The following is a 1,357-nucleotide window of genomic DNA, read 5'->3' as shown; positions in this document are numbered from 1 at the left end:
CAAGTCGATTTACCAAACGATCAGGCTTCCTATTTAATGCATATACCTCTGGAAAAGTCCGTGAATGTTCCTCAGGACATAATCAATTTAACACTTCGTTTAGGTGAAACAATCTGGCTAGAAAATGCTTGCGCTGACGGCGAGTTTAAAGAGGATGCTTATATATCGAAAGCAAGGTCAAAGTCGGTATTATGTTTGCCAATTGTTTACCGAAAATCTCAAATAGGCGCTCTGTACTTAGAGAATAGCTTGAGCACAGGGGTCTTTACCGAGCAGCGCATGAGTGTGATAAAAGTCTTACTGACTCAGGCTGCTATATCGCTTGAAAATGCACGTTTGTTTGATGAAGTGACGGGCCTGAATGCAGGTTTGGAGGAGAAAGTAGCCCAGCGAACGCGTGATCTAGACCAGGCTAATGTTGAATTAGCCTCAGCAAATAAAGAACTGGAATCATTTAGTTATACTGTATCGCATGATCTAAAATCACCCTTACGCATGATCAAAGGCTTTAGTGATATCTTACTTGATGATTACGCCTCGCAGCTTGATGAAGAAGCGCAACGGATATTGGCGAAAGTCGTTGCCGGTGCCAAGTCGATGGAAGACTTGATTAACGGTTTGCTGGACCTGTCACGAATGCAGCGAAAAGAAGTAAAAAGAACAGACCTAAACTTAAGCCAAATTGCTGACACAGTAGTGGCCAATCTGCGCGATACCTATCCCCTGCGTGTCGTAGATATTTATATTCAGCCAGATATGAATATCAATGGTGATGCCAGAATGATGCATTCAGTCGTTGAAAACCTGATAAACAATGCCTGGAAGTACAGTAGCAAGACAGAATCTGCAGAAATAGCATTTAGCTCTGCTTTGGTTGATGACGAACTCGGAAGAACAGAGCGCGTGTTTAAGGTTAAGGACAATGGTGCAGGTTTTGATATGTCACATGCGGGTAAGCTCTTCTCGACCTTCCAGCGATTGCATAACAAAAGTGACTTCGATGGCACCGGCGTCGGTTTATCAACGGTTAAGCGGATTGTCGAAAAGCATGGAGGGAGGGTCTGGGCCGACTCTGAGGTTGGCAAAGGCGCAAGTTTTTACTTTACTATTCCAGAGCAATAAATATTTAGGGCCAGAATAAAAATAGCCGTTTTTACTCTGGCCCTAAATATTTGCATACTTGACTTTTAAACCTGACATTATTACATTAGCGCCCACGTTACAGGTGTTCTTGGCTTTGTCCATTTGCTAAGAATGAAACGGGAAGTTGGTGAAGGCTGTTTGTTAAAGCAGTGAATAAGTCCAACGCTGCCCCCGCAACGGTAATTGAGTAACAGGACTAGCTCTCGCCACTGTG

At 43.6% G+C, this 1,357-nt stretch carries 1 protein-coding gene and 1 riboswitch; the gene reads left to right on the top strand.

Annotated elements, in window-relative coordinates:
- A partial coding sequence (locus A3766_RS23565) for an ATP-binding protein (protein ID WP_231882975.1) occupies positions 1 to 1,122 on the top strand: 1,122 nt, incomplete at its 5' end.
- 93 nt (positions 1,123 to 1,215) lie between these two features.
- Positions 1,216 to 1,357, top strand: a riboswitch (cobalamin riboswitch). This riboswitch is flagged as partial in the annotation.

It is taken from the genome of Oleiphilus sp. HI0132 (assembly GCF_001635845.1).
Note: the sequence above shows the minus strand (reverse complement) of the source record. Positions and strands in the feature narration are given on the sequence as shown.